This window comes from Pelorhabdus rhamnosifermentans, from assembly GCF_018835585.1.
Lineage (GTDB): Bacteria > Bacillota > Negativicutes > UMGS1260 > UMGS1260 > Pelorhabdus > Pelorhabdus rhamnosifermentans.
The window spans coordinates 1-203 of the sequence record NZ_JAHGVE010000212.1 but is presented as its reverse complement, the minus strand read 5'-3'; the positions used below and the strand labels follow the sequence as shown (position 1 = coordinate 203).

1 pseudogene is annotated in these 203 nt (G+C 48.3%); it reads right to left on the bottom strand.

Going from position 1 to position 203, the window contains the following annotated elements:
• Positions 1 to 194, bottom strand: a pseudogene (locus Ga0466249_RS26390) (2-oxoglutarate ferredoxin oxidoreductase subunit beta); the annotation flags it as partial.
• Positions 195 to 203: the final 9 nt, after the last annotated feature.

Sequence of the window (203 nt, the reverse complement as noted above, 5' to 3'; positions counted from 1 at the left end):
GTATCGAAATCCAGGTACCCTGAGGCTCTTGAGGAGCAGCCGATACCGGATACGATGGTTGTGTTATCTTGACTGAGTCCCAGTTTATCGATGGCTTTGACTGCGGCACTTGTGACTATGCCGTTACCGCAGCCGGGACACCACATGTGAGGCAAGTGATTCTGACGATAATATTTTTGTACGAGTTGTTCCATGTTCATGAT